The 21,318-nt window shown below is 53.2% G+C and carries 24 protein-coding genes; 13 read left to right on the top strand and 11 right to left on the bottom strand.

The window, feature by feature from the left end:
• Positions 1 to 44 precede the first annotated feature (44 nt).
• Positions 45 to 713, top strand: coding sequence for an acrylate utilization transcriptional regulator AcuR (gene acuR / locus WG929_RS00525; protein WP_416204435.1), 669 nt, complete (start codon positions 45 to 47; stop codon positions 711 to 713).
• A 125-nt stretch (positions 714 to 838) separates the two neighbouring features.
• On the top strand, positions 839 to 1,819 hold the full coding sequence (gene acuI / locus WG929_RS00530) for an acrylyl-CoA reductase (NADPH) (protein ID WP_416204436.1): 981 nt from the start codon (positions 839 to 841) through the stop codon (positions 1,817 to 1,819).
• A 110-nt stretch (positions 1,820 to 1,929) separates the two neighbouring features.
• On the opposite strand, the gene WG929_RS00535 is transcribed toward acuI, so the two are convergent.
• Positions 1,930 to 3,558, bottom strand: a complete 1,629-nt coding sequence (locus WG929_RS00535; protein ID WP_416204437.1) for a methyl-accepting chemotaxis protein — start codon at positions 3,556 to 3,558, stop codon at positions 1,930 to 1,932.
• A gap of 64 nt (positions 3,559 to 3,622) precedes the next feature.
• Positions 3,623 to 4,279: a 2OG-Fe(II) oxygenase gene (locus WG929_RS00540; protein ID WP_416204438.1), complete on the bottom strand. Its 657-nt coding sequence runs from the start codon at positions 4,277 to 4,279 to the stop codon at positions 3,623 to 3,625.
• Positions 4,280 to 4,463: 184 nt separating this feature from the next.
• Between WG929_RS00540 and WG929_RS00545 the strand changes: the two genes are divergently transcribed.
• Both WG929_RS00545 and WG929_RS00550 read left to right on the top strand, forming a co-directional pair.
• Positions 4,464 to 4,640 carry a hypothetical protein gene (locus tag WG929_RS00545; RefSeq protein ID WP_416204439.1) on the top strand — a complete coding sequence of 59 codons (177 nt, stop codon included), beginning with the start codon at positions 4,464 to 4,466 and terminating at the stop codon, positions 4,638 to 4,640.
• A gap of 107 nt (positions 4,641 to 4,747) precedes the next feature.
• Complete coding sequence (locus WG929_RS00550) at positions 4,748 to 5,809, top strand: peptidase M42 (RefSeq protein WP_369857095.1); 1,062 nt, start codon at positions 4,748 to 4,750, stop codon at positions 5,807 to 5,809.
• A gap of 103 nt (positions 5,810 to 5,912) precedes the next feature.
• Here WG929_RS00550 and minE read toward each other — a convergent pair whose 3' ends face one another.
• The 4 genes from minE to WG929_RS00570 are packed head-to-tail and all read right to left on the bottom strand — an operon-like array spanning position 5,913 to position 8,054.
• Positions 5,913 to 6,164 (bottom strand): cell division topological specificity factor MinE, encoded by a 252-nt coding sequence (gene minE, locus WG929_RS00555; protein WP_369857096.1) that lies wholly within the window; start codon positions 6,162 to 6,164, stop codon positions 5,913 to 5,915.
• A 1-nt stretch (position 6,165) separates the two neighbouring features.
• The gene (gene minD / locus WG929_RS00560; protein ID WP_416204440.1) at positions 6,166 to 6,972 is read right to left on the bottom strand and encodes a septum site-determining protein MinD; all 807 of its coding nucleotides are present in this window, start codon (positions 6,970 to 6,972) and stop codon (positions 6,166 to 6,168) included.
• A 22-nt stretch (positions 6,973 to 6,994) separates the two neighbouring features.
• Positions 6,995 to 7,702, bottom strand: coding sequence for a septum site-determining protein MinC (gene minC, locus WG929_RS00565; protein WP_369857098.1), 708 nt, complete (start codon positions 7,700 to 7,702; stop codon positions 6,995 to 6,997).
• Between the two features lies 1 nt (position 7,703).
• Positions 7,704 to 8,054 carry a HopJ type III effector protein gene (locus tag WG929_RS00570; protein WP_369857099.1) on the bottom strand — a complete coding sequence of 117 codons (351 nt, stop codon included), beginning with the start codon at positions 8,052 to 8,054 and terminating at the stop codon, positions 7,704 to 7,706.
• Positions 8,055 to 8,223: 169 nt separating this feature from the next.
• Here WG929_RS00570 and dinB point away from each other — a divergent pair, with 169 nt between their 5' ends.
• Complete coding sequence (dinB, locus tag WG929_RS00575) at positions 8,224 to 9,267, top strand: DNA polymerase IV (RefSeq protein ID WP_369857100.1); 1,044 nt, start codon at positions 8,224 to 8,226, stop codon at positions 9,265 to 9,267.
• A 72-nt stretch (positions 9,268 to 9,339) separates the two neighbouring features.
• Here dinB and WG929_RS00580 read toward each other — a convergent pair whose 3' ends face one another.
• The 5 genes from WG929_RS00580 to WG929_RS00600 form a co-directional block, all read right to left on the bottom strand.
• Positions 9,340 to 9,924 (bottom strand): phosphatase PAP2 family protein, encoded by a 585-nt coding sequence (locus WG929_RS00580; RefSeq protein ID WP_369857101.1) that lies wholly within the window; start codon positions 9,922 to 9,924, stop codon positions 9,340 to 9,342.
• Positions 9,875 to 11,077: a glycosyltransferase family 4 protein gene (locus tag WG929_RS00585; protein WP_416204441.1), complete on the bottom strand. Its 1,203-nt coding sequence runs from the start codon at positions 11,075 to 11,077 to the stop codon at positions 9,875 to 9,877. The genes WG929_RS00580 and WG929_RS00585 overlap by 50 nt, the downstream gene beginning before the upstream one ends.
• 131 nt (positions 11,078 to 11,208) lie before the next feature.
• The gene (locus WG929_RS00590) at positions 11,209 to 11,655 is read right to left on the bottom strand and encodes a hypothetical protein (protein ID WP_369857103.1); all 447 of its coding nucleotides are present in this window, start codon (positions 11,653 to 11,655) and stop codon (positions 11,209 to 11,211) included.
• Between the two features lie 254 nt (positions 11,656 to 11,909).
• Positions 11,910 to 12,155, bottom strand: coding sequence for a hypothetical protein (locus WG929_RS00595; protein WP_416204442.1), 246 nt, complete (start codon positions 12,153 to 12,155; stop codon positions 11,910 to 11,912).
• A 219-nt stretch (positions 12,156 to 12,374) separates the two neighbouring features.
• Positions 12,375 to 13,535, bottom strand: coding sequence for an NAD(P)/FAD-dependent oxidoreductase (locus WG929_RS00600; RefSeq protein ID WP_369857105.1), 1,161 nt, complete (start codon positions 13,533 to 13,535; stop codon positions 12,375 to 12,377).
• A 106-nt stretch (positions 13,536 to 13,641) separates the two neighbouring features.
• On the opposite strand from WG929_RS00600, the gene WG929_RS00605 reads away from it, so the two are divergent.
• The 8 genes from WG929_RS00605 (at position 13,642) to WG929_RS00640 (ending at position 21,304) form a co-directional block, all read left to right on the top strand.
• Positions 13,642 to 13,842 carry a DUF2788 domain-containing protein gene (locus WG929_RS00605; RefSeq protein ID WP_369857106.1) on the top strand — a complete coding sequence of 67 codons (201 nt, stop codon included), beginning with the start codon at positions 13,642 to 13,644 and terminating at the stop codon, positions 13,840 to 13,842.
• Positions 13,843 to 14,157: 315 nt separating this feature from the next.
• Positions 14,158 to 14,475 carry a hypothetical protein gene (locus WG929_RS00610; RefSeq protein ID WP_369857107.1) on the top strand — a complete coding sequence of 106 codons (318 nt, stop codon included), beginning with the start codon at positions 14,158 to 14,160 and terminating at the stop codon, positions 14,473 to 14,475.
• 523 nt (positions 14,476 to 14,998) lie between these two features.
• On the top strand, positions 14,999 to 15,283 hold the full coding sequence (locus WG929_RS00615) for a DUF4404 family protein (RefSeq protein WP_369857108.1): 285 nt from the start codon (positions 14,999 to 15,001) through the stop codon (positions 15,281 to 15,283).
• A 130-nt stretch (positions 15,284 to 15,413) separates the two neighbouring features.
• Positions 15,414 to 15,848 carry a CBS domain-containing protein gene (locus WG929_RS00620; protein WP_416204443.1) on the top strand — a complete coding sequence of 145 codons (435 nt, stop codon included), beginning with the start codon at positions 15,414 to 15,416 and terminating at the stop codon, positions 15,846 to 15,848.
• 514 nt (positions 15,849 to 16,362) lie between these two features.
• A complete protein-coding gene (locus WG929_RS00625) occupies positions 16,363 to 17,085 on the top strand; it encodes a helix-turn-helix domain-containing protein (RefSeq protein WP_369857110.1) in 723 nt (240 codons plus the stop codon).
• 314 nt (positions 17,086 to 17,399) lie between these two features.
• Positions 17,400 to 18,575, top strand: a complete 1,176-nt coding sequence (locus tag WG929_RS00630; RefSeq protein WP_416204444.1) for a glycosyltransferase family 4 protein — start codon at positions 17,400 to 17,402, stop codon at positions 18,573 to 18,575.
• Between the two features lie 42 nt (positions 18,576 to 18,617).
• Positions 18,618 to 18,920 carry a hypothetical protein gene (locus WG929_RS00635; RefSeq protein ID WP_416204445.1) on the top strand — a complete coding sequence of 101 codons (303 nt, stop codon included), beginning with the start codon at positions 18,618 to 18,620 and terminating at the stop codon, positions 18,918 to 18,920.
• Between the two features lie 167 nt (positions 18,921 to 19,087).
• A complete protein-coding gene (locus tag WG929_RS00640; RefSeq protein ID WP_416204446.1) occupies positions 19,088 to 21,304 on the top strand; it encodes a CHASE2 domain-containing protein in 2,217 nt (738 codons plus the stop codon).
• Positions 21,305 to 21,318: the final 14 nt, after the last annotated feature.

Below are 21,318 nucleotides of genomic sequence, written 5' to 3' on the forward strand. Positions count from 1 at the left end.
TCCGGGGCTTGTCATTAATGAGACAGTCGGTCTAATATATACGAATGAATAAACCAACGACACCAACGCCCGCCGATATCACCGCCGCCGAGTCACCCCGTCGCCGCGGACGCCCGCCCAAAGATGGTCGCAGTGTCAGCGAGACCCGTGCATTACTGGTGCGTAGTGGCATAGATGTACTGACGGAGCAGGGCTTTGCGGCAACCGGTATCGACCAGGTACTGAAGCGGGTAGGTGTTCCGAAAGGGTCTTTTTACCACTTCTTTGCCAGTAAAGAGGCCTATATTGCGGCGGTAGTAGCAAGTTATGGCCGCTATTTTGACAAGGTACTGGCGCGCAGCTTTCACGACAGCGAGCTGCCCGCACTGGCACAGATCGAACATTTTACCAATAGTGCGATGCGCTGGATGGAGCAGCACGACTACCGCAGTGGTTGTCTGGTTGGCAACCTGGGGCAGGAAGTGGGCCAGTTGCCGGAGAGCCTGCGCCAGCCGTTACAAGCCATCTTGGCTGGCTGGGAGCTGCAGCTGCAGCAGTGCCTGGAACAGGCACAGCAACAACGGATGATCGCTGTCAACGAAGACTGTGCAGTGTTGGCTAATATCTTTTGGGTTGGCTGGGAAGGTGCGGTGATGCGGGCGCGGCTGGAGCGCAGCACCCAACCGATGCGACGTTTTCGTGATTGGTTTCTGGCTTCTCTGACACGGGGGTAAATCAACCTTGGGTAACGCCAGGGTATAACAGCTGGGTGTTTTTCAAATCAATAAAAGACGATCGGTCTAATTTGGCCGTGAGTGTCATAGATTCACAACACCGGCGTAGCCGGACGGAGGCTGTAATGTTCAAGGCGATTCAGATTAACAAGGATGACAAGGGCTACCACGCCGAGTTGACGCAACTGGAGGACGATACGTTACCAGAGGGCGATGTGACGGTACGGGTTCATTATTCTACCCTTAACTACAAGGATGGGCTGGCGATTACCGGCAAGGCCCCGGTTGTCCGCCGCTTTCCCATGGTGCCCGGTATTGATCTGGTCGGCACGGTCGAAGCCTGCAGCAGTGATGCCTTTGCGGTGGGTGACACGGTGTTGTTAAACGGCTTTGGTGTGGGTGAAGTGCATTGGGGCGGGCTGGCCCAGCGTGCGCGGCTGAACAGTGATTGGCTTATTCGATTGCCAGCAGGTCTGTCTGGCCGTGAGGCAATGTCGATAGGCACTGCAGGGTATACCGCCATGCTGTGTGTGCATGCCTTGCAGCGTAACGGCGTGACGCCAGAGCAGGGCGATATTCTGGTCACCGGTGCCAATGGCGGTGTTGGCAGTTTTGCGATCGGCTTGTTATCCCGTTTGGGCTACCGGGTGGTGGCGTCAACCGGACGCCCGAATGAAGTGGATTATCTGCAACAACTGGGTGCCGCCGAGATTGTCGATCGTCAGTTGTTATCCGGGCCGGGCAAACCGTTACAGCAGGAACGGTGGGCTGGGGCGGTGGATTCGGTGGGGAGTCACACGTTGGCCAATGTGCTGGCGAGCACCCGTTATGGTGGCACCGTTGCCGCTTGTGGCCTGGCTCAGGGAGCCGATCTGGCCACCACGGTGATGCCATTTATTCTGCGTGGTGTGACGCTGGCGGGAATAGACAGCGTGATGCGACCGAAAGCCGATCGGGTGTCTGCCTGGGATCAGCTGGCCGGGTTGGTGGATGAATCCATGCTGACGGGGATTGCTCATGAGATTGGTCTGGAGCACGTCATCGAAACGGCGACTGCACTGCTGGAAGGTAAAGTGCGTGGTCGAGTGGTGGTGACACTGGATTAATGGAAGAACCATTACAACCACAACCGTCATTTGGCACTGCAATCCGACTTGGCATTTGTGCCGGATTTGCAGTGCCGGATTGCAGTATCTGCTGGCGGTGAGGGTGTTGCTCAGACCTTGAATCCTGCGACCTGATGGTTAAGGCTGGCCGCTCTGGAGCGCAGGTCGCTGACCGAGTTGTTCACGGTATCAGAACTGCTTTTGCCCTGGGCACTGAGCGTTTTGGCACTCGACAGGTTATGGTTGATGTCGGTGATAACCGACGTCTGTTCCTCGATCGCAGAGGCGACTTGCAGGATGTTGTCACTGATATTCATCAGCGAGTCTGAAATGGTCTGGATATTTTCTTGTGAGCGGCTGGCATGAGTCACGGTTTGTTCGGCCTTGTGCTGGCTTTCATTCATGGCTCCTACCGCGCGTTCGACACCGGCTCTCAGGCGTTCGATCATTTCATTGATATCGCCGGTCGACTGTTGGGTGCGGCTGGCCAGTGTACGTACCTCGTCGGCGACCACCGCGAAGCCCCGACCTTGTTCTCCGGCTCTGGCGGCCTCAATGGCGGCATTCAGTGCCAGTAAATTGGTTTGTTCGGCAATCCCCTTGATCACATCCAGTACCGAGGCAATATTGGTGGTTTCGGCTTCCAAAGCCCGGATTACTTCGCTGGAATCATCGACCCGTGATACCAGCGTGCGTAATTCGTCCATCGCCAGGCCAAATTCTTTGGCGACGGTTTTGGCGGTTCGATCGGATGCTTGTGCTTCTGCAGATACCTGCTGTGTATTGCTTGATACTTCCTGGATGGCCAGACCCATTTGCTCATTCGCGGTGGCTACCATATCCATGGTGTGGCTATAGTCGTTACTGACCCGCTGGCTGACTTCGGCACTGCTGTGCAGCTGATCGGTGGTGTGCTGAATGCCACTGGCTTCATGACGGATATGGGTGATCATGCCCTTGAGGTTGTCGAGAAAGGCGTTGAAGTGGCGCGCCAGTTCGCCAATTTCATCCTTGCGGTTGCTGTCCAGGCGGGTATTCAGATCGCCCTGACCATTGGCCAGGGTTTGCAGTTCTCTGGCCATGCGATTAATCGGCGTGGTAATGGCTCTGGGGAAGAGTACGGAGAAACTACCGACAATCAGCACTGCCAATACCAGCATCAGCAGAATACGGTTGCGGGAGTCGATTCGATCCTGATCGCTCAATACATGCTCCGACAGGCTTTCTTGGGTAACGGACTCACCCAGTGCGTCCAGTAAAGCACGTATTCTGTTGAACTCGTCGTAAAGTTTGCCGGTGCTGATACTGGCAGCTGCGTCAGGATAATGGGTATTGGTGGCGAGCTCGCTGACAAAGCGGGTGCTCTTGTCTCGCCAGACGCCGAAGGCGCTGAGAAAGGTATCCGCCTGGTTATGGATTGAGGCAGACATATCCAGTGTTTTGATCTTGCTGATACGGTCTGCTACCTGCTGTAAGTTGTCGGCGTGCTCTCTGACCAGTCCCGGATTTTTCAGACCTAGTGCAAGACTGCGTTCAGCCAGTTGGGCCTGATACAAATCCCTGTCCGCATTCAGCACCAGGCTGATGCCGGGAAGGTATTCGGTGGAGATGTGACCGTATTCCTTGGCGAGACGCTCAAGAGTGGTGATTTGCATATAAGACAGTACCAGCATCAGTGCGCCGGTAAGCAAAATAGGTAGCAGTATTTTGGTGGTCAGGCCAAGGTTGGACCAGTTCATGGGCGATGCTCCGGTTATACAGTGTCTAGGTACCTGGAGTGTTATCGGCCGCATCTGCAATTAATTAACGGGGAGGATCAACCCGATTACTGACACTGCTGTTGAGGCGGAACCAGCCTGCAATACTGTAGCGGTGCCGATTAGCCGCCAGTACTTCGTGAGGAAACTCTTCGCTTAAAAACGTGACCAGGGTGCCAAGTTGGGGCAGTAATCGGGATCTTACCGAGTCGCTTTCCTCGTCACTATAAATCAGCAGTTCGCCGCCATCGTCTGGTTGCCAGTCGGGGTTGAGATACAGCACGGTACTGAGAATACGGTTGGACTGGCCGCTAAAGGCATCTTTGTGTTTTTGATAGAAGTCGCCAGGCTGGTAATGGGCAAAATGGCACTCGTAGCTGAACAACCCCAGTAACAACGTGCGATTGAGGTGTTGTTGCAGCTGCGCCATAAAGTCCAGCCAGGCTTTTTCAGCCGGGTCTTGTGCTGTTAGCCAATGAATCCGGTCGCGGCGTATCTGACGATTCAGCTGGTGTGACTGTTCTCGGCCAGTGCCAGCGAGTTGTAATTTTTTTTGCTCCCCCAGATTCAGAACGCGTGTTCGGAGTGGATGCGACAGCTCCGACAGAGGCGTCGATGGCAGCTGCAAATCGAATGGCTGACAGATGGCCAGGCCGTTACACAGCAGTTGCTCTTCGATATGACGGAACAGAGGCGTATTCAACGGGGCAGGGGGACTCGGTTGGTGCTGGTTTGCGGGGGCGCAGATTTTGACTGCGTACCTTGATGAAGACCAACGAATTTTTCTTCTCGACAGGATAGTGATAATTCACTTCCTATTGGGGAATTCTCTGGATAAACAGCGCATTGAGTACGGTGTCCCGTGTCATGAACCAAAGGAGGTCAATATGCGCCCGTCTTTCCATGAATCTGAGAATAATCACGATGATGATGAGGATCAGCCTCCGCGTCGCTTGCGTCATCGCAGTGAAGATTATGAACGTAAAAAACGTCGCGCCGAGGCGATTATTGAGCGGAGGAGGCTTGAGGATTTACTCGGTTTTGATGTCGATTTTTCCGATTAGTCAGTAACTGCTCTCGAGTCTGCGAGGTATTTTTACTGCATTCATTGGCACCGGGTACTGTTCCGGTGTCATCTGCTCTTTTTCGATTTTTGCTTTCAGGATTTGCCATGACCTTGCCGGCCCCTTTGTTGGACATTATCAAAAGCCTTATCCGCAGCCCGTCAGTGGTGGGTGCCGAACACTCGTTTTTCCGGGTGTTACAACGTGAGCTGGAAGATCGTGGTGCCAAAGTCACCTGGTATGAAGGCTTGCTGGTGGCACAGGGCAGTGAACCGGAGTCGTTGATGTTTTCTGCCCACATTGACCGCCATGGATTGATATGTACTGGCCCGAACGAGTTTCAGTACGCTGCTTTTGTCTGTGGCGGGCGTTCGGATCTGTTGGGTAATTCGGTTTCTGAAGAGCTGATGTTGCAGATTGTTGACCGCTTTGTGAGTGAAGGGGTGTTTGCCTATGACCCCTGGTCGGGGGCGTATCGTGGACAGGGCAGCATTCGTAATGCCTACATTTGTCCTTACCGTAATAACCTGATTTTTGAGTTGGACGGTATGTCGCATCTGGTGGCCGGTACGCCGGTCGCTTTTCAGGACAAGTTGCGGATTCTGCAGGGCCGGTTGTACGGACAACTGGATAACGTGCTGACCGCTGCGGTTCTGGTGTATCTGTTCGAGCTGGGTTTTCGTGGTACGGCGTTTTTTACTGCGCAGGAAGAGGCAGGACGCAGTTGGCGTTATTTGCTGGAGTGGTTCCGGCGTTTTGGTGGCTCCACCAACCAGTTGGTGGTGGTGGATACCAGTCCCTATCCGGATATCGCGGCGGCCAATGAGCAACAGCTGGTACTACGGCACAAGGATGCCAACGCCGGGTTTAACCGTGACTTGACTCAGGCGCTGGTCACCGGCTGTGAGCAGCTGGGCTTGAGTTATCGTTTCAAGGATGAATATATTGAAGATAATAATCGTCGTCTGGTAGCCGCCGGACTGTCTCCCAAATCCCTTGGCAGTACCGAGATGGGACGTATCGTGGCAGCGTCGGGTGGCTTGGTGGATGGCACCACGCTGCAAATTCCGACGACGGGTTATCACACCATGGATGAAAGCGCTGATCTGGATAACTGCATGGCGTTTGTGCAGTTGCTGTGCAAGCTGGCGGGGTTGTCGATTGATTAACCGCTGCCCGGCCTTCCCACACAGAGTGCTGGTTGGGAAGGCCGGGCGGGTTAACGAACGAAATACTCCCGACTGACGAGGGTATACGCGAGGCCGCAGGGGTTTAGCGATCAGGCAGGGTCACGTTGAGTTCAAGGATGGATGTCTGGCCATGGTTTTCCAGATGAACATTGACGTCTTCGTCTCCAACTTCGACGTATTTTCGAATCACCGCGAGTATTTCCCGTTCCAGTTGTGGCAGATAGTCCGGGCCGTTGGTACGTAGCCGGTCGTGCGCGACCAGTACTCGCAAACGCTCTTTGGCGACAGACGCGGAGGTGGTGCTTTCCTTGCGAAATCGTTTTAACAAGCTCATATCAACCTCCAAAAACCCGTTTCAGAAAGCCTTTTTTTTGCTTCTCAAGAAAACGGTGTGGACGATCCTCTCCCAGATAACGGGCGACGGCGTCGGCATAGGCCTGACCGGCGTCGCTGTCGCTGTCGTGCACCACCGGAACGCCCTGGTTGGAGGCTTTGAGTACGGCTTCGGATTCCGGGATGACGCCGAGTAATGGAATTGCCAGAATGTCTTCCACATCGGTGACTGACAGCATTTCGCCACGTTCAACCCGTTCTGGATTGTAGCGCGTGAGCAGCAGGTGCTCCTTGACCGACCCGCCCTGTTCCGCCAAGCGGGATTTGCTTTGCAGAATGCCGATGATGCGATCTGAATCCCGTACGGAAGAGACTTCAGGATTGGTCACGATAATCGCTTCTTCGGCAAAGTAGAGCGCCATTTGAGCACCATGCTCAATACCGGCGGGTGAGTCACAGACGATAAAATCGAAGGTTTTTGCCAGTTCGTTAAGCGTCTTTTCGACCCCTTCAATGGTCAGGGCGTCCTTGTCACGGGTTTGTGAGGCTGGCAGCACGTAGAGGTTTTCAAGCCGCTTGTCTTTGATCAGGGTTTGGGACAAGGTGGATTCCCCCTGTATCAGATTGACAAAGTCGTAAACAACTCTGCGCTCGCAACCCATGACGAGATCCAGATTACGCAAACCTACGTCAAAATCGATAACAACGGTTTTATGGCCTTGCATGGCCAATGCGGCTGCAAATGCAGCGCTGGTGGTTGTTTTTCCTACTCCGCCTTTTCCGGAGGTCACCACGATTATCTTTGCCAAGGTATTCATCCTGCAGGTTTGGTTATTTTTCCGAGCCGGTGATGGTTAATTGGTCATCGACCAACCGAACCAGTACGCTGCTGTTTTTCAATGTGTGGTCATCTTCAAATAGCTGATAGTGGCCAGCAATGGCGGTCAGCTGGGCATCAAATTGCAGGCAGCTGATCATGGCATCAGGATTACCCTTGATACCGGCGAGCGCCTTGCCGCGCAACGCGCCCATAATCTGGATATCACCTGTTGCCAGCACTTCGGCACCAGGGCTGACCATGCCCATCACCACCAGATCACCATCAAAGTACAGTTGCTGGCCGGAGCGGACGTTGCTGCTGTGAACCTTGACGGCACGGGCCGCTATTGGCTGTAGTTCCTGTTCCTGACTGTCCGGCTGCGTTGGCGTCGGTTGCTGCCGTACCGGCTTGACCGATGACTGACCAAAATCTGCCAGACACAGGGCATCGCAGGCAGAGTGCCATGCCGCTGAGCTGTAACGTACTCCGACGGGCGCCAGTCCATGTTGGCGCAATAATGTCGTCAGACTGGCAAGGCTGGTCTGCTCGGGATCCAGATGCTGCAGGGAAATCAGGCAGGGAAGGCCCTGAAACAGTGCCGGAGCCTCGGAGCGTCGGCGTTGCAGATCGGCGCTGATGACCTCTGGCTCAGTGCTGTGAAATGTCAGTGTGGTCAGGGGAGTCATCCCGGTTTTCATATCCAGCACAGGCGTGGCCATACTATTTTTTTCTCAATGGCAATTGTTCGAAGCGTACGCCTTCGAGGCCATGTTGTTGTAACTGGCGAATGTTCTGATGACTGTCACCGCTCGGGCTCGCCAGAACATCGCGATAGTGTTCGCCAAAGCAGCACAGGGTTTGTTCATCCGTCAGTTGCAGCAGCTTGGCCAGTGCCAGTACCCGACATGAGCCCTGATTCTGTTCCTGGCTGTTTTCCAGCTCACCGTTAGTAAATGCGGCAGCGGAAAATTCGTAGTACTTGTCAATGTAGCCCAGTGTCACTGAGAACAGGTGATCATCGTTCTCGATCCGGGTTAAAAATATTTCTTTTGCCTGGTTGTCGTCGTTCACTTTGGGTTCCTTTTTTCAACTGCTTCAGGCTAACACTGGTTGACCGTATGCGCCACGACAGTGAGTGCTGTATGCCCCAAATTATGGCCTGGTTGGCGGTACGATTTGGGTATTCCCCCATACCTGGGTATCTGATACTGTATGGATGTACAGTTTATGGGGCTGCATTATGGATACTTCTCCACGTCAGGTACTGCATATCGATTGTGACTGCTTCTTCGCTGCCATTGAAATGAGGGATCAGCCAGCGCTGCGGCAGCTGCCTCTGGCGGTGGGGGGTGACCCATCCGGACGCGGCGTGATTTCGACCTGCAATTATATTGCACGGCGTTATGGGGTGCGATCGGCCATGGCATCAGGGCTGGCGCTGCGATTGTGTCCTGATCTGGTGCTGGTAAAGGGAGATATGGTGCGATACCAGCAAGCATCCAGGCAGATTATGGCGATCATGCGTCAGTATGCGCGGGTGTTTGAGCAGGTCTCCATAGATGAAGCCTATCTTGAATTGCCTGTTGGTGAGAACGCCCTGGCCGTGGCCCAGGCTATTCGCCAGGAAGTGGCACACCAGGTCGGTGTGACGGTGTCTGCCGGTATTGCGCCCAACAAGTATCTGGCTAAAATCGCCAGTGATATCAACAAACCGAATGGTCTCCGGCAGATTCCTGCCGATGAGGTCGCGGCGTTTGTGCGTCAGCTTGAGATACGTAAAATTCCCGGAGTCGGGCCAAAACTGGGTGAGCGGCTAGCGGCTGATGGCTTGCACCTTTGTGCCGATTTGCAGGCGTTATCCATGGGGCATCTGATCCATCGTTACGGCCGTATGGGGGCAATCCTGTACGAGCGTTGTCATGGTATTGATCATCGGCCGTTGCGGGAGGTTCGAGAACGCAAGACGGTCAGTGTCGAGCGAACTTTTCAGAGCGATCTGGACAGTGAAGCCGAGTGCCTGCTGCAGTTACCCGATTTGTGGCTGCGCTGGCAGCAACGAGTGGTGAATACTGGCTGGCGTGCGGAAGAGCTGGCCCCTTTTGTGAAGGTCAAATTCGCTGATTTTACCCAAACGACGATGGCCGATAATGATATTCCGGCCGATCTCAATGGGTTTACCCGGCTGATTTCCAGCGCCATGCGACGTCAGGATAAAAAGGTACGTCTGCTGGGGATTGGTGCCAGACACTGCGGTAGCGACCCGGCCCAGGGACGCCTGTTTTGATGCTTGTTTGGGTGAAGTGCAGCCGAGTGTTGCAATAACGAGTGTTGCGACCAAGCCGATAACGTGTGGTTCTTAGTAAATAATAAACGCGAACATACCTGCCGGCCAAATAGCCAGAGAACCATAACTGAGCAACATACCGAGTGACGCGCCAACCAGCACGTCGGTCGGGTAGTGCATCCCCAGAATAACGCGGGACAGTGCCACCAGCAGGGCAAAGGGGGCAACCACCCAGAACAGTAGCGGGAAGAAAAAGCTGATCAGCACGGTAAAGTTAACCGCATTCATGGTGTGTCCCGACGGGAAACTGTAAAGATCCAGCGGAGCCGTGTGTGCTTGAATGGCTGCAAACGAAATATAAGGCCGCTGGCGTACCAGCCTGTTTTTCAGTTGGCTGTAGATGCCGACACAAAGTAAGCCGGTGATGGCCATATGGCCGAGTGCGGCCAGTCCTTCAATGCCGAATATCAGCGGCAACAGCAGCCCCAGTACATACCAGAACTCGCCGTCGCCTGCGCGGCTGATGCCTTTGAAAAACAGGCGTACGCTGCGATTGTATCCCATCCGGTTCATCAGCTGGCACAGGCTCAGCTCGAATCGATCGGCTTTACTGAACAGTAGCGCTGTCTTTGGCTGTAACTGCTTTGCGATTGCCATTAGGGGTTACCTTGGTATTGGCGCCGCTAAGGCGCTGGATGAACTCGTCCACAATGCTGTTCCAGGAAATCTTTTCTGCACGTGAACGGGCTTCCTGACGAATTTTTTGCAGTAAATTCGGGCTGTCGGACAGGGTTTCTACCTGCTTGATATAGGCTTCGTCTTCGCCGAATGGGGCAAGCATACCGGTTGTGCCGGAGGTGATATGCTCGTGACCGGCGGCATAGTCAAAACTGACAACCGCCAGCCCGCTAGCCATGGCTTCGGTGACGACATTGCCAAACGTATCGGTTTTGCTCGGGAACAGAAAAATATCACCGCTGGCATAGTGAGCGGCCAGATCTTCATCACGGCGCATGCCACAACAAATGATTTCGGGATGTTGGGCGCGAATGGCGGGTAATTCGGGGCCATCGCCAACCAGCACCATACGTACCTGTTCATCGGTATTGAGCAGTCTGCGGTAGGCCGCCAGCGCCAGATCCATGTTTTTTTCTCCCGCTATACGCCCCACATACAGCAGCACCAGGTCATGTTCGCCCGCACCCCAGGAGCGGCGCAGTGCGTTACTGCGATGGCAGGGGTTGAACTTCTGGCTGTCGACTCCCCGTGATAACACGCGCACATTGTGGAAGCCATGGGCGTCCAGTTCGTCACGTTGAGTACGGGTGGGTACTAGTGTCGCGGCGGTCCGGTTGTGGAAATAGCGCAGATAGCGATAGGCGAGTTTTTCCAGCCCGGCCATACGATAATGTTCAATATACTGATGGAAATTGGTGTGGAAGCCGCTGATGACGGCCACGCCGGTTTTACGTGCAGCACGAACGGCCGCCCATCCCATCGGGCCTTCCGTTGCAACATAAATAACATCGGGAGCAAAGTGTTGCAGGACGGAAGAAATGCGGCCAGTGAGGGGAACGCCGAATTTCAGCTCCTTGTATCCGGGTAATGGCATGCCAGGCAGCAGCGCGGTTTGTAGCCCATGTTCGTTGGCTGGCTGATCCTGTTTGTGCTGGCGTGGACGAATGATTTGAACCTGAATACCGCGCGCTCTCATGCCATCAACGAGTTGCGACAGCGTATGCGCAACGCCATTGATCTCGGGGGCAAAAGTTTCCGTCACAATCGTGACGCGGTTTACGAGTGCAGTCATGGTGCCATCAGGTCTCTACATATGACTCTTTACTCTGAGGTGTCAGTGTGACAGTTCTTTTTCAGCTCCGTGACATTAGGGTGAAATGCAGTACTCAATGCAATAGTCAATGCAGGCAGACTGGACAGTAATCAGGCTGCCTGAGGAGACGGCTGGGCGGATGCCAGGTTGTGGAAGAGTGCCTGTAAGCGTTTGACGGCCTGCTGTTGCTGATACGGTTGCTCCTGTGCGGCAAGGTGATCCAGTAACTCAACGGAGTTGGTTGTTGTTTCTGCCCCCTGCATGGCTTGGCGTAAGAGTGACATACCGGACAAGTCGCGGGGGCTGATCAGACCGAACTGCTGCAATGAGTCTTGCAGATGATTGAGTGTTGTATCGTCCAGTTCGTTCACATTGATATCACTGGCAAGCGCGCTGATCAGGATTGCACGGGTTGAAGGCTGATAGCTGTCTGGCGTATTACGAGATGTCAGAGACGTGTCGCCGCTGGGCTGTGTAACCGCGCTGGTCGTGTCACTTTCCCGTGTTATGGAGGCGCTCTGGTGCTGCAAGTAGCTGGTGAGTGCATTGAGTAGCATGGCTGTGAACCTCAGGATATGTGACCTGCTCTTCAGTGAGCGGGTTGGTTAGCATCTATCCTGTTTTAGCAAATATTATACCTCTTTTATTTTGTTATATTTTTCAAACACTTATTTGATTTCAGATGACAAGGGGGCAGTGATTTGCCGATAGTAGCGGCATGATGACGGTGGTGGTATCGGCTATGCTGACACAAATTGCCGTCGGTAGTATGTGACCGCCCAGATAGTGGCGAGCCGCGATATGTATAGCATCAGGAAAAATAGTAACCGGCCTGGGCCAGTACCAGACGGGTAATTTCAAGCTCTGCCTGAGTGAATGCACGCCTGGCTCCGCAATGCTGGCAGGTAATCGGTGCCAGCGCTTTCAGATCAGCAATACTGACGTTGGTATCCGCTTCACACTGGTCGCACGTAATGGGAATCTGGGCCTCACAAGGCAATATCGTACTCACATTGTCCTCGATAATGACGGTGGCGATTGGCAATGGGTGAATCATTTGAGCTCCCGAACGGTTCCTGACATATCGTTATCATCCCAGCCTAGCAGGCCATTGTTCTGTCGGAGACAGGTGTGATGGTAATACACCGATGAATTGGTGACGATTCGTGTGTCGTGAGTAGCCGGGATTGGTTATACCAGTGAAATGTTAGCGTTTGTCATTAAACATGGCGACTGTTGTAGTGTTAGTGCGACACATTGTCAGTAATGCCCCGTGTTATCCGATTTCTGCCGCCAGTTTTTTTTCAATAAGCTCCGCTATCGCCAGTGCGGATGTCAGCCCCGGACTTTCGATACCCAGCAGGTGCCATATCGGTGGTGTACTGATATCGCTGCGGGTGATTACAAAATCGACCGCAGGACAGCCTGGCGCGCTCAGTTTTGGCCGGATACCGGCGTAAGCCGCGTGCAGATTATTTTCGTCCAGGCCTGGCCAATACCGGCGTATGGCTCCGGCAAACTGACTGCGCAAATCGGCGCTTACGGCATAGCGCGAAGGGCCAAATGCCGTGTGCTGATCCAGATATTCGACATCCGGACCAAAACGCAGTTGCCCCGCCAGATCGAGCGTGGCATGAATCCCCAAGCCAGCCAGCCCTGGTTCGGGTAATGGATACACCAAATGCCGGAACGGGCTTTTGCCCTGATAACTGAAATAGTGCCCCCGAGCCGGAAACAGTTGGGGGATACGGGTATTGGTGTGGACAGAAGTGTCAGTGGTATGGGTGTTAATTCCTTCAAGTGCTGCCATCAGTGATATGGCTTGCAGACCGGCAGCGTTGATGACGGCCCGGCAGTGAATGTGCCAAGGGCCGTCAGGGGTTTCGACGTCAACCTTCCAGAGCGGCCCGCTGCTGTGAGCACCGGTGACCTGGCTGCGACAAACCAGTAGTGCTCCGGCTTGCTCAGCCTGATGTTGCAAGGCTTGCATAAACTGGTGGCTGTCGATGATGCCGGTTTCCGGCGACCAGAGTGCTGCTGCCGCCGCGACTTCCGGTTCCATCTGTTTTATTTGCTGGCTGTCCAGATGATGCAATGGAATATTGAGGCGTTTGGCCGTTTGCTGCAGACGTTCCAGTTCCGGATGAGCCGCGCTTGGGCTGACAATAAGCTTGCCCGTTTTTTGATGGGGAATGTCAAACTGCTGACAAAACGGATAGGTCAACTCCCGGCCCCGGATACAAAGGGTTTCCTTTAGCGAACCTGGTGGATAATAAAGGCCGGCATGAATGACTTCACTGTTGCGGCTGCTGGTTTCGCTGCCAGCCATGTCGGCCTGCTCAAGTATCAAGACCGAATAATGGCGGGATAGCTGTCGGGCGATCGCCAGGCCGATAACGCCCGCGCCAACAATGCATACATCAAAGTCTGGAGTCATCGAATAACGGTGCCTGCATACGGTAACGGTAGAGGGTGCCGCGCCATGCGGCTTTTGTTAAAGTGTCGCACCGATTTTTACCACAGCTGCGGAGAAGGTAACACCGATGAACATCAGTCACGTTGAGAATGCAGGCATGACAATCGGCATTGCCATTTTGATCGGCTTTATGATGTTTATCATCTACGACCTTGCCAAACGCTCAAATGCGGGCAAATTTGGGATGGGAGTACTGTTTTTTGCACTGGGGCTGGGCATGCTGGGTTTTGTCATCAAGAGTGTGATTGTCGAAATACTCAACCTGTAAGCCTGTTTGTTTTTAAATGCCGTTTTTCCGTTATTGGCACTGCATATGCAATAGCTATCGTTAGATTCACTTGTAGCGAATAGCTGGCCCGGTCAGTAGGCCGTGTCAAACGGAGGAAAAATGGAAGCTGCGCAAAGGCTGGGTAAGCCTGAGGAAGTTATGTTTGCCCGGATTCCAGAGGAATTCATCACATCACCAGGATGGAGTGTGAAGCTGGTTCAGATACCAGTCCCATATACTGGGGATGTATCTGACGAGGAAACGACGGCCAGAATACAGTTGCTGGCAGAAAATCTGCTGCCGACGGCTGTACACATGGCAAATTTTTATCATCTACCCCAAAGCCAGTGGCTGAACCTGGTGTATACCGATTCACGTTCCAGTATTGATGAAAACTCAAACCTGTTACTTGGCTTTTTGTCCAGAATTTCCGGGCAGCAGGAGCTGTGGGTACCTCTGGCGAGTAGCCACAGTATGTTGCTTAACGTGTTGGGCCGGATATTGCCGCAACTGCAATCTCTGGATTTGTCTCGTAATCCATTGCTCTACATTGGCGATCATGCCAATTTTCCTGCCTTCAAACGCCTCGCCGAATCCTGTGATATGCCTATTTTCTGCCAGGCGACGTATTAGGGAGCGTTCTCAATTATTTGCCACGGCCTGTCAGGAGGAAAAATCCCGTCAGGCAAGGCGTTGGACGCCGAGAATGGCGAGTCCTTTTCAAGTCCAATAACACCGCCTGGCGGGATGTTGACCCTGACTCTGACCCTTGGGGCTGAGGCCAGTGACTTCCAGTACGGCGTTATTCGTCACTTGTTTAGCTCGCCCAATCGCGCTCCTCATGCCTTGTTCTGAAACCAACGGGCTCTCAGCAGGCTCGGTTTGATCATTGAGAACGCCCGCTAGTCACAGCTGCCCTTGCCATAATGGAACAACGTCCTCAGCCTGATGCTTGTAGGCGTTGTCCCATCTTTACTGATCCCTGCTTGAACCGCGTTGCTTTATGACATCTGACGGTAATGGTTCCTTTCGCTAAAAACTCGCTGGCGTTATCGGTGTTGTTGTTAAATGTAATCAGGTTCACACAATCGTGCGCAAGATCAGCTGCTGATAGAGTATCCTGATACACAATGACCATATCGTCAGACAACGTGCCATGATCAAGCAGACTGTAGAAAATGAGAGGTGTTTTATGGGAAGCCCGCTAAAAGAACAGCTTCAGCGTTTACATGAGGAATTGTCAGCCAATCCTGAATTGGATGAAGAGACTGCTGAACTGATGAGGAAAGTCGCGGAAGACATTGAAGTTATGGAGCTGACGGACAACGCCGATGTTGTTGAGGGTTTGCAGGAGTATGCCATCCGCTTTGATCAGGATCATCCGACGCTCTCGGAAATCTTGCGACAAATCGTTGATACATTAGGTCGTATCGGAGTCTGACAGGGTGGGGAGGTTCCATTCGTATGGATGTAACTCCGGCGCTTCTTCAGGTACTCGGCTGGCGCATCTGACGACTGATCATCGCTTCCCCCGGTCGTACAGCAAAAAAATAATATTGGAGACCCGTTGTATGAGACATATGCCAACGCTCACTGAGGTAATGACGGCATTCCCGCTGCATGTTAACGAGGATACTTCACTGACAGAGGCTGCTGATCTAATGGCGCAGCACAAATGTCATCACTTACCTGTTATGGATGGAGTGAAGGTTGCCGGGCTGCTGAGTTCTGAAGAGATTAAGCTGGCACAGCTGCCGGGCCACGATCTGGAAGATAGCCAGGGTCTGACGGCAGGTGATATGTGCCAGCGACGTTTTGCTAAAGTGGATTTGCATACTCGGCTTGATGTCGTGCTGTCCTGTATGGCTGAAGAAGGAATCAATGCAGTGGTTGTTATGCGCCATGAACGACTGGCTGGCATTTTGACCAGCCAGGACGCCTGTCGATTTTTTGCCGGTTGGCTGAAAAAAGAGTACTTGCCAGACGATGATCCCAGCATTGCCTGAGGGTTGCCTGATAGTTTGCCTGACCGCAGACACGGCTGGTTAGTTATCAGGTCGTTTGAAACACAAGCAGATATGCCGAACACCGGAGGCATGATTACCCTTGCCGAGGGCTTGCCTCCAGCGAGACTACTGGCAATCTCGACTATTTTGGCCGTCGGCTCGTTTTACTCCGATTGTCTGCGTTTTACCTCGTTAGAGTTACCCCCTTTCTGCACCCTTTTGACTCGACTGTGTCGTCTTTGTGATAATTCTTTGTGCATTTTTGTGATGAGTGCTGGTTTTAGTGTAATGGTTATTGATAGATCGCAATATTTTTTCTGCCATCACTGGGATCGGGTAACGACAGGATTGATACCAAAAGCTCTGAAAGACAGCTTATAGAGCGTGTTTTTGCTCATTATTGTGGCTTCTGCAGCGGTATTTTTGTTGAAACCGGTTCCTGATAAATTTTATTGGCCTGTTTCTAATAGCTGGTACGGAGTTTGCGAAAGACTATACAAAGGAGGATCTGCCCATGTATAAAATCGCTGATATCCAAGACTACCGCCAGCCCAAGCCAACTACCGTTGCCCACTGGCTTACGGGGCTTACTGAAATTATTGAAGGTCGTTACCAGGACGAGGAAAGCATTCAGCGCCTGCTGATGCTGATTTCCGAGCACACTGAGTTGCGCAATGTCTCAATTGCTTTGCCCGATTCGCCGAGTCGTTTCAAGGCGCAGTATTGTTCAACCGGCGTGACTAATGGCGTTTACAGCTTTGCTGTCCAGCACGCCCTGTGTCGTCAGTTTGAGTCGCGAGAGTGGTTGGTTATCAAGGATGGTAGTGAGCGTCCTGAACGGTTTGATCCCCAAGCTTGTGGCCTCACCTTGCAAGATCGTTGCCTGCTGGTGCCACTGGTGTTGCGCCAGTCTGTATTGGCGGTTTTGGTGATGGATCTCCGTGGTGCACGCCTGGATCAAGTCAGTCTTGATTTGGTGCACTGCCTTGGCGCGCAAATCGCCCAGATTCTGGCAACCCAGGTCGTCCCTAACTTCAAAACGCTATATGCTCGCCCTTACCAGCGCGTGCAGGAAGACGAACTGAGTGATATTCACGCCGCAATCGACAAATGTAATGGTAATAAGACGATGGCTGCCAAGGTTTTGGGGCTGACGCCACGGCAGTTGCGTTATCGGCTTTCCAAACTGAGTGAAGAAAACCTGCAGCAGTTAAACGTTGCAGAAGTCACACACTAGGAATTTCACCGATTCGAATCCTGGAATGCAGGCTTTTGGGCCTGCCGGGATGTATTGCTGAATCCGCAATATTGACGAGGGGTTATTCGTTCCTCTCCAGGTGAGCATTGAGATATTTCTGGCTGGTTTGCGGATGACGTCTGTTTCGCCTATTACTGGCCAGGCTACGGTGGCTGATTATTTGAGCGCTGATGCCAGTATTACATTCTGCGGATAATGGCTGGCGGAGAATACCCGGTATGCTGTCATGCTTCATCAAAGTGTCACGTTCGCGCTGGCACACTGGTCAAATTTAGCCAGAGTGCCAGAGAAGTATGGCTTCGCTTCGTATCAGTATTGTCACTGAGACTTATGTTCCCGACGTTAATGGCGTCGCGAATTCCTTGCGCCAGTTAATTAATGCTCTGGATCCCGGTTGTTTCCAGGTGCAGCTGATTCGCACCCGCCCCCGTTCGGAATGGAAACCGGAAGTCGAGGAGGTGTGGTGTCGTGGTCTGACCATCCCCATGTACCCTGATTTGCAAATCGGCTGGCCAGCACGCAGTGAAATACGCGCAGCCTGGGAGCGATTTCAGCCTGAATTTGTATTTATTGCCACCGAAGGCCCATTGGGTAACTCGGCGCTTAATTTGGCCATAGAGCGCCATATTCCGGTGCTGAGCGCTTTTCACACCAATTTCCATCGCTACAGCAGTTATTACGGGCTGGGCTGGATTCGAACACTGACTTTGAACTGGTTGCGACGCTTCCACAATCGTACCGCCGGGACTCTGGTGCCTTCCGAAGAGGTTGCTGCCTTTCTGCGTGAATCACGCTTCCATAATGTTCAGGTGCTGCCACACGGTGTCAATTGCACCTTGTTTCACCCTCGTCGGCGCAGTTCAGGGCTACGCCAGGCATGGCAGGTTGGAGAAGCCGATCGGGTCATGCTGTACGTCGGGCGTATCGCTGCCGAAAAGAACATCCCGCTGGCGATTGCAACCTATGACCGTTTGCGTGTTTCACGCCCGGATCTCAAACTGGTGATGGTCGGAGATGGCCCCATGCGTGACGAGATTCAGACCAGCCACCCGGAGGTGATTTTTGCCGGGGTACAAACCGGTGAAGCACTGGCCCGGCATTTCGCTTCTGCGGATCTGTTTGTGTTCCCCAGCGTGACGGAAACGTTCGGCCTGGTGACGCTGGAAGCCATGGCCAGCGCCTTGCCAGTGGTTGCCTTTGATCTGGCGGCTGCGCATATGCACGTCCGCACCGGTCTTAATGGTGTACTGGCATTAACGGGAGAGGACGGTCATGCTGCAGATTTTGCCTTTGTCGCGGCGGCAGAAGCATTGGTCGACAGTGATCTGGTGGCGTTGGGTAAAGCCGCCCGAGCAACGGCTGAACAATTGAGTTGGGAGAGTGTGGCATCCCAGTTTAGCGGCTACATTGAGCGCCAGCTGGATCGTCCCGTGGGGCAAATAATCGCCGAGAGCAAAACTATGGTATGAGCGTTGCAGTGAACTTTCCAGAACCACTTTGGGGGGAACCACATGGTTGAATTCAACCGCATCAATATCGCGCTACTACAAAAAATAAAGCGATTAGCGAAAGAAGAGCAGGGCTGCATGATTCACTATGATTCGCCTTCACTGGAAGACGACCTCAGAAACCTTGTAAAAAGCGGCGTCAGTCAGGATCTGTTGGCCCTGGTAGAGGAGTTTTTGCCGACCCAGGAGCCACCATCCAGACAACTTATGGATAGAACCTACCGTGGTGCCACCACCATGATTGATGACCGTGAGCGTATTGGACCGTCTACCCGAGTCTATCGAGGCCGAATTATCTCGGGATAGTTTGTTATTGATGTGTTGTTTTTTGGTGCGATATTGAACTGGTTTGATAACGCCTGTAAATTTCTGGTGCAGTTGTCTCGGATTGACCTTATCAGGTTGTTCATCAAGTCGGGTTAATATCCCATCAATCTTTGCCGGGTTGGTGTTTTTTCAACCGGAAACAGTACATGTTTTTTGCCCCTTTCGATAAACGGCTTTTACGCCGACGAGTGCCGGTTTACGCCGGTATTCTGATCACCGTCTGTCTGACACTGGCCTGTAACCGTCTCGAAAGTGGTAGTGGATTCTGGCTGCAGCGTTTGGATTATTTGCTGTACGACTGGCGTTTCGGTCTGTTGTCTGATCATTATGCTGGTGATGCGGACAGCAGGGTGCCGGTTATCGTTGTCGATATTGACGAGTCCTCGCTGGCAGAGCAGGGGCGCTGGCCCTGGAGCCGTCGGCAGTTATCGCAATTACTGACCCGTCTGGCGGACGCTGGTGTGGCGGTTGTTGGTCTTGATATTGTGCTGGCTGAAGCGGAACAACAACCTTTGGGTCGTTGGCTGGATACTGTCCCAGAGCAGCAGCGTTTAATGCTGCTGGAACTGATGAAATCGGCCCCGGATCCCGACACCTTACTGGCCAGTACGATGCGACGGCTAGATGTCGTGGCAGGATTCTTTTTCAGCGACAACAGTACGGATACGCGCGGCGTACTGCCTGCTCCGGTGGCGCAACTGCCTTCTGGTGTACCGATGACATTTTTGGCCAGCCCGGGCTATAACGGCAATTTACCATTATTTGCGGAAGCCAGTGCTGGAGCCGGTTTTGTCTCCACTTTTACTGACCGTGACGGCAGTATCAGACGCACGCCGTTGGTGATGCGCTATGGCGATCAACTGTACCCGTCGTTGTCACTGGCCATGGTGATGATCTACTTGCTCGATTGGCAGCTGGAGACAGAGATAGTTCGTCTGGGTGATGTCATGGTACCAAGGCAGCTGGCGGTGGCGGGTATCCAGGTGCGCACCGATGCACTCGGGCGAGTGATTGTTCCTTATAAAGGGCCAGCCAGAAGCTATCGGTATATCTCGGCCGCTGACATTATGGCCGGACGGGTGGCAAGCGACGTGTTGGAAGGTGCTTTGGTCTTGGTGGGCACCAGCGCTCAGGGTTTGGCTGATTTGCGAACAACGCCGGTCGGTACCCAGTATCCCGGTGTCGAAGTTCACGCCAATGTGATCGATGCACTCCTGAACGGCAGTTTTCCCTATCGTCCAGAGTGGGAACCGGGGGCGACGTTTCTGTTAATGATACTGACCGGGTTGCTGCTGTCGGTTGTATTGCCTGGGATGGGGCCGTTGCGAGCGATTCCATCCAGTATTGCCGCGCTGTTGCTGGTGGTCGTGATTAACGCGATATGCTGGTCGATGGGGCTGGATTTGCCACTGGCACCACTGATTCTGTTGTGTTTTACCCTGGTGATACTCAACCTGGGTTATGGCTTTGTTTATGAAAGCAGAAGTCGTCGCACGCTGAAGGGAATGTTCGACCAATATGTGCCACCGGCACATATTGAAAAAATGCTCGACGATCCGGCGGCTTACCAGTTTCAGGGTGATAACCGTCAAATGACGGTGTTGTTCAGCGATATTCGATCCTTTACCAGTATTTCGGAAGGTTTGCCCGCCAACGAACTGAAACAGCTGCTGAGTAGTTATTTTACGCCGGTTACCAAAACCATTTTTGATCATGAAGGCACCATCGACAAATACGTCGGCGATATGGTGATGGCCTTCTGGGGGGCACCGCTGGACGATGTCGATCATGCCAGCCATGCCGTCGCCGCCGCGTTGGCCATGATTGAGGTGACCAGAACGTTGGAGCAGCCGTTTGCATTACGCGGCTGGCCACGGCTGGTGGCAGGCATTGGCGTTAATACGGGTGCGATGAATGTGGGGGATATGGGATCGTCATACCGCCGTGCCTATACGGTGCTGGGTGATGCTGTCAACCTGGGATCACGACTGGAATCCCTGACCAAGTATTACGGGGTTGATGTGCTGGTTGGCGAAAATACCCGCCATCAGGCGCTGGAATTTGAATACCGTTTTGTTGATCGTATCCAGGTCAAAGGCAAGCTCGAAGCGCTGGATGTCTTTGAACCACTCGGGTTGATCAGTGAAACCTCGGCAGCTACCCGAGAAGAGTTGGACTATCATCGTCGGGCCATGGATCTGTATATCTGCGCTAACTGGCGTGCCGCCAGAGAGGCATTTGACGAATTGGTCTGGCGTTATCCCCAGTGCAAACTTTACCAGGTCTTTCAGGAACGACTGCGAGAGTGGGAGATGCTGCCGCCGTCAGACTGGGACGGCAGCTTTCAGCATCAGCAAAAATAGTCGTCAGTCAGAGG

The organism is Oceanobacter antarcticus, assembly GCF_044962685.1.
Lineage (GTDB): Bacteria > Pseudomonadota > Gammaproteobacteria > Pseudomonadales > Oceanobacteraceae > Oceanobacter > Oceanobacter antarcticus.

Coding starts and splice junctions, on each gene's coding strand:
- acuR (WP_416204435.1), top strand. CDS start 45: ATGAATAAACCAACGACACCAACGCCCGCCGATATCACCGCCGCCGAG.
- WG929_RS00535 (WP_416204437.1), bottom strand. CDS start 3,558: ATGAACTGGTCCAACCTTGGCCTGACCACCAAAATACTGCTACCTATT.
- WG929_RS00545 (WP_416204439.1), top strand. CDS start 4,464: ATGCGCCCGTCTTTCCATGAATCTGAGAATAATCACGATGATGATGAG.
- WG929_RS00600 (WP_369857105.1), bottom strand. CDS start 13,535: ATGACTCCAGACTTTGATGTATGCATTGTTGGCGCGGGCGTTATCGGC.
- WG929_RS00580 (WP_369857101.1), bottom strand. CDS start 9,924: ATGGCAATCGCAAAGCAGTTACAGCCAAAGACAGCGCTACTGTTCAGT.
- WG929_RS00590 (WP_369857103.1), bottom strand. CDS start 11,655: ATGCTACTCAATGCACTCACCAGCTACTTGCAGCACCAGAGCGCCTCC.
- minC (WP_369857098.1), bottom strand. CDS start 7,702: ATGGCCACGCCTGTGCTGGATATGAAAACCGGGATGACTCCCCTGACC.
- WG929_RS00610 (WP_369857107.1), top strand. CDS start 14,158: ATGGCAAATTTTTATCATCTACCCCAAAGCCAGTGGCTGAACCTGGTG.
- WG929_RS00620 (WP_416204443.1), top strand. CDS start 15,414: ATGAGACATATGCCAACGCTCACTGAGGTAATGACGGCATTCCCGCTG.
- WG929_RS00550 (WP_369857095.1), top strand. CDS start 4,748: ATGACCTTGCCGGCCCCTTTGTTGGACATTATCAAAAGCCTTATCCGC.
- acuI (WP_416204436.1), top strand. CDS start 839: ATGTTCAAGGCGATTCAGATTAACAAGGATGACAAGGGCTACCACGCC.
- WG929_RS00615 (WP_369857108.1), top strand. CDS start 14,999: ATGATCAAGCAGACTGTAGAAAATGAGAGGTGTTTTATGGGAAGCCCG.
- WG929_RS00585 (WP_416204441.1), bottom strand. CDS start 11,077: ATGACTGCACTCGTAAACCGCGTCACGATTGTGACGGAAACTTTTGCC.
- minE (WP_369857096.1), bottom strand. CDS start 6,164: ATGAGCTTGTTAAAACGATTTCGCAAGGAAAGCACCACCTCCGCGTCT.
- WG929_RS00635 (WP_416204445.1), top strand. CDS start 18,618: ATGGTTGAATTCAACCGCATCAATATCGCGCTACTACAAAAAATAAAG.
- WG929_RS00595 (WP_416204442.1), bottom strand. CDS start 12,155: ATGATTCACCCATTGCCAATCGCCACCGTCATTATCGAGGACAATGTG.
- WG929_RS00605 (WP_369857106.1), top strand. CDS start 13,642: ATGAACATCAGTCACGTTGAGAATGCAGGCATGACAATCGGCATTGCC.
- WG929_RS00640 (WP_416204446.1), top strand. CDS start 19,088: ATGTTTTTTGCCCCTTTCGATAAACGGCTTTTACGCCGACGAGTGCCG.
- WG929_RS00630 (WP_416204444.1), top strand. CDS start 17,400: ATGGCTTCGCTTCGTATCAGTATTGTCACTGAGACTTATGTTCCCGAC.
- WG929_RS00625 (WP_369857110.1), top strand. CDS start 16,363: ATGTATAAAATCGCTGATATCCAAGACTACCGCCAGCCCAAGCCAACT.
- dinB (WP_369857100.1), top strand. CDS start 8,224: ATGGATACTTCTCCACGTCAGGTACTGCATATCGATTGTGACTGCTTC.